The organism is Devosia sp. (genome assembly GCF_040509215.1).
Classification (GTDB): domain Bacteria; phylum Pseudomonadota; class Alphaproteobacteria; order Rhizobiales; family Devosiaceae; genus Devosia.
Map to the genome: position 1 here is coordinate 1 of NZ_JBEVLL010000148.1, position 4705 is coordinate 4705.

Sequence of the window (4705 nt, forward strand, 5' to 3'; positions counted from 1 at the left end):
TACCAATGGGTTGTCACTCGCAAGGAAGACGCAATGGACCGTACCTACTCCCATATCGATCTAGACGAACGACGCAAGATCGCCCGCTGGCGGATGGCTGGGCTTGGCGTTGGGATCATCGCCGAGAAACTCGGACGACATCGCTCGACGATCTTTCGCGAGATCAAGCGCAACATGTTCGTCGACAAGGTGGTCCCGGATCTTAACGGCTACTATTGTGTGACGGCGCACGACATGGCTTGCGAACGGCGTGCGAAACTCCGCAAGCTGGTGCGCTTCTCGCATATCCGGCAATCCGTCATCGACCGGATCATGCATGGCTGGTCGCCGCAGCAGATTGCCGGCCGAATGCGCCTGGAGCGGCATCCGATCTCGGTCAGCCACGAAACGATCTACAAGTTCGCATACTCGTCCGACGGCCAAGCGATCAAGCTGTGGCGGCACCTGCCGGAGCATCGGGCGAGACGACGACCACGACATGCAAGACGCAAGCATGGCCAACGGTTTAGCCCCGAGCTCAACATCTTGCGCCGCCCGGATGTAGTCGCCGATCGCAAGCAGTTCGGGCATTGGGAGTGCGATCTGATCCAGTTCCGGAAAAAGTTCGGAAAAGCCAATGTGACATCGCTGGTCGAGCGGGTCAGCCGCTTTGCAATTTTCCTGCGCAACAACGATCGGCAGTCCCGACCGGTCATGAATGGCCTTGTGCAAGCACTCCAAGCCCTACCCCACCTCGCCCGTCGTTCCATCACGTTCGACCGTGGCACGGAATTCACCGACTGGCCTTACCTCCAGGCGAGCATCGGCACACAGACCTGGTTCTGCGACCCGCAATCGCCCTGGCAAAAAGGCACTGTCGAAAATACCAATAGACGAGCACGGAAATGGCTATCGAGAGAGGTCGATCCGCTGTCGGTGACGGATACCGATTTGATCGAGATCTGCAACAGACTGAACGGCACGCCGCGCAAATGCCTCGGCTATCGAACGCCGGCAGAAGTCTTTCGCAAGAAACTGCTCGCCCAGATAAGGCATGCCGGTTAGCTTGAAGCGGCCCGCAAGTCGCGCCTCAGCATGAACTCACACGGGGGCGGATTCCATTTCCAATCGCCCCATGCCAGTGATCTGAGACATTTCGCATTCCCGCTTTGTCAGATGCCCTTGCTGCCGGCAGATGACCCACCGGCAGATTCACCCTCGCCGATCGGCGTCGACTTCTGCGTTGGTCGGTGTCCTGGAGCGAAGAAATGTCGGTGCGGATCGACTGCGTACGGGATTTTGTCTTTATCGACGGGACCCGCGGCAGCGTGTTTGCCTTGCGCCCGCTGGGATATCGCTGTTGTTGAACGCGAGGCAGCCCCATATATCAGGACCGGCGGCTCGAGCCCCCGCCGCGCCTGCCGCTCCCCCGCAGAGAAAACAGTCCTCGGCAATTTGCGTTGACACGCCTGCTCGTTTCGTTGTCTCTTCCTCCCGAAAATCCGCGCACACACCAAGGTCGAAAGGCTGATGCCATGACTTCGTTCATCGTTTGAGCGAGCCTATGACGACCCTGGCGAAGGCACGTTTCGCGCAGATCGTACTGCCGCGCATCGACGAGGGTTATCGTCTCGCGCGCTGGCTGACCGGCAACGCGACCGACGCGGAAGACGTGATGCAGGAGGCTTGCCTCAAGGCCTACCGCGCCATAGAAACCTTCGCCGAAGGCAATGCCCGCGCCTGGTTCCTGACCATCGTTCGCAATGTCGCCTATTCCTGGCTGCAGCGTCACCGTCCTGCAAAGCTCGTTTCGCTCGAGGACATGCCGCCGGAAGCGCGGTACGAGATCGAAATCGGCGGCGGCATGACGGCGAGCGCCGTGCCGACGCCGGAGGATCTCCTTCTTGCCAAACAGCGCTCAGCCGAACTACAGGATGCCGTGGACACCCTGTCGCTGCACCTGAGAGAGACCCTGGTGCTCAGGGAGTTTCACGGACTGAGTTATCGGGAGATCGCAGCAATCAGCAACGTGCCTATCGGAACGGTCATGTCGCGCCTTGCCAAGGCGAGGCAGTCTCTGCTGTCGCATCTGAAGGAGGCGGGGCATTGACGATCGACAACGACACAAAGCTGCTGATCAACGCCTATCACGACGGAGAGTTGTCGCCCGGAGAAGAGCTCGCCATGCAGCGCAGGATCGAGGACGATCCCGAGCTTGCAACCTTTGTCCGCGATCTCAAGGACCTTTCTTCCGAACTGGCCGATGTGCTGCCCGGCGCGCCTGCTCCAGAGCGCCTGCGCGGCGCCATCCTGGCATCGCTTTCCGAGGAACTGGCCAGCGGCCACAGCGAGACGCAGGAGGACGGCGTCGAGGAGGTTGGCCCCAGAGCGGCGAACGCGCCAAGGGCGAGCGAATGGCGGTCGATCGCGGCGGCCCTTGTGATCGGCCTCCTGGCCGGCGGGCTTGGCGGAAGTTATGCAGTCCATGTTGCGCAGGACGGCAAGCAGTCAGCAACGGTCGAGAATGAGATCCTTGCAGCGCATCTGAGAGCACTGATCGCTCCACAGCCATTCGACATCGCCTCCTCCGACAACCATGTCGTCAAGCCGTGGTTCAACGGCAAGACGACGATCGCGCCGACAGCACCGGATTTTGCGGCCCAAGGCTTTCCGCTCGTCGGCGGACGCGTGGACGTCATCGCCGGCAAGCCCGTCCCGGCCATGATCTACAAGCGTCGCCAGCATACGATCAGCGTCACGGTCACGGTGTCCACGAGCAGAAACGCCAGCGCACCGGATGTGATCGAGGGCACGAATGTGCGCAGCTGGACGGACGGCGGTCTGACCTATTGGGCCGTTTCCGACCTCAATCCAGGCGAGCTCTCAGCCTTCGCCGAGCTCTACAGAAAAAGGCTTTCCGGTGCCGGATAAAATAATTTCCAGCAACCGCGAATAAAACGACATCGATTCCGGTTTACTCCAGCGAACAGGGCTGGGGGTTTTCATGAGCGGGATGGCATGCCTAGTGGCGGGTATCGGCGCCGGACTTTCTATTGCAATGCCTTTCGGTCCAACGAGCATGATGTGCGTAGAGCGCACACTTGCGGACGGAGTGCGGGCTGGAATGGCGACCGGGTTCGGCGTCGCCACGGTGCACCTGACCTACAGCGCGCTGGCGCTTGTCGGCGGCATGACACTGTTGAGCAAGCCGGAAAACGCCAGCCTTCTGGCGTTTGCGGCCGGGCTGCTGCTCCTCTATTTCGCCGCGCGGCTTTGGCGGCGGGAGCTGGTGGTCGCCACTCCGAACGGCATCTCGCCCAGCTTTGCGCGCAGCTATTGCGCCGCCATCTGCTTCGGCTTTCTCAATCCGGTGACGCCTGCGCTGTGCGCGGCCGCCCTCACCGCGTTTGCAAGCCAGATCGCAGCGCCCGGAGGGCTGCTGCTGGTCGGTGTCTTTGCAGGCTCGCTTGCATGGTGGTCCGCGCTCAGCCTCGGGATATCGCGACTGAGGCAGCGACTTAACCTTGCGACACTCGGGCTCGCCAATCGCGGAGCGGGTGTCCTGCTCGCCATACTGGGTCTTTCCATGCTGCTGAAAAGCTTCGAAGGCCTAACCCACATCGCCTCCTGAGAGACGATGTCCGATGCCGGTTCTCCACCTCCAGGGGGCGGCGGAGCAGCTCTCGGGGTCACCCCACCTCGAGCGCTGCAGATGGAAGGCCGCGTCACAAGTCTCCGCGCGGCCTTCCATCATGCATGCAACCCGGTAAAGACCAAGACGCGAGCCAGCAGCACGGCTTCACCCGCCCGTTTGACAACCCCTCCTCCGCCGTGCCTGATGCGACTGGCCGAAGAGCCGGATATGTTTCAACGGTCACGAAATTCCCAAGATTTTGAAATGAGGAACGACGTCTGGCGCTCGATAAATGCAATCACCGCAGAGCCAGTCGGCTGAACCCTTTTGCGGCAGAAGTCGGGTGCGGCGATTAGCTCTCCCTGCACCCGGCTTCGTTCCCGTTATCATCAGGCCGGAAGAACCGGCGACCAGAATCAATCTGCGGAAAACGACTGAATGGAATCCAAGCGTAGCCTTGCCAGAACCGATGTCATCTTTGCGGTCGCGGCCTGTGTCATGGCGGTCGTTCTCTTCCAGTCATCCGCCTTCGGCGAGTTCTGCCAGGGCAGTTACCGGTTCCGCTCCCTGCCCGCCTTCAACCTCATGCCGGCACAGGTCTGGATGAAGATCGGCGTGCTGACGGCGCTCGTCATTCCCGGCATTGCCGCATGGTCGTTTCGCCAACGTCCGGAAATCTGGGTGCCGGCACTTGCGGTGGCCGTGCTGCTTCTGCTGCAGATCGGGATAGAGGCGGCTTTTGCGCTGAGCGGGCAGATCCACAAGATCGCCGTGGTGGGCGCTGTGTTTTCCATCTGGCGGGCGGTGAGACTGGTTCAGCTGGGGATAAGTATCGGGCGGACGTCTTCGACATGGCGCGCCGTGCTGTTCGTCTGTGCGCTTCTGTGGGCGATCAACCTGTCGTTCCTGATCGTGGTGCTGTCGAGGAATTGCCCCGTCTCCTGAGAGCCAGGGACTTCAGTTCTCGGCGAAGGCCTTGAGCCCCTCGCCCGCCAAGCGGTAGCGGATCCATTCCGTCTGGGGCTCGGCGCCGACCGCGTCATAGACCCTGATCGCCGGCTCGTTCCAGTCGAGCACGCTCCATTCGAACCG

The 4705-nt window shown here is 61.3% G+C and carries 5 protein-coding genes and 1 pseudogene; 5 read left to right on the top strand and 1 reads right to left on the bottom strand.

What is annotated here, in order from left to right; genetic code table 11:
• Positions 1-33: 33 nt before the first annotated feature.
• The 5 genes from ABW043_RS08075 (at position 34) to ABW043_RS08095 (ending at position 4558) form a co-directional block, all read left to right on the top strand.
• Complete coding sequence (locus ABW043_RS08075; RefSeq protein ID WP_353920711.1) at positions 34-1044, top strand: IS30 family transposase; 1011 nt, start codon at positions 34-36, stop codon at positions 1042-1044.
• 499 nt (positions 1045-1543) lie between these two features.
• Complete coding sequence (locus ABW043_RS08080) at positions 1544-2089, top strand: sigma-70 family RNA polymerase sigma factor (RefSeq protein ID WP_353920707.1); 546 nt, start codon at positions 1544-1546, stop codon at positions 2087-2089.
• The gene (locus ABW043_RS08085; protein ID WP_353920708.1) at positions 2086-2910 is read left to right on the top strand and encodes an anti-sigma factor family protein; all 825 of its coding nucleotides are present in this window, start codon (positions 2086-2088) and stop codon (positions 2908-2910) included. Before ABW043_RS08080 ends, ABW043_RS08085 begins: the two co-directional genes overlap by 4 nt.
• Positions 2911-3037: 127 nt before the next feature.
• A complete protein-coding gene (locus ABW043_RS08090; protein ID WP_353920709.1) occupies positions 3038-3610 on the top strand; it encodes a LysE family translocator in 573 nt (190 codons plus the stop codon).
• Between the two features lie 441 nt (positions 3611-4051).
• Positions 4052-4558 carry a hypothetical protein gene (locus ABW043_RS08095; RefSeq protein WP_353920710.1) on the top strand — a complete coding sequence of 169 codons (507 nt, stop codon included), beginning with the start codon at positions 4052-4054 and terminating at the stop codon, positions 4556-4558.
• Between the two features lie 12 nt (positions 4559-4570).
• Here ABW043_RS08095 and ABW043_RS08100 read toward each other — a convergent pair.
• Positions 4571-4705, bottom strand: a pseudogene (locus tag ABW043_RS08100) (GNAT family N-acetyltransferase); the annotation flags it as partial.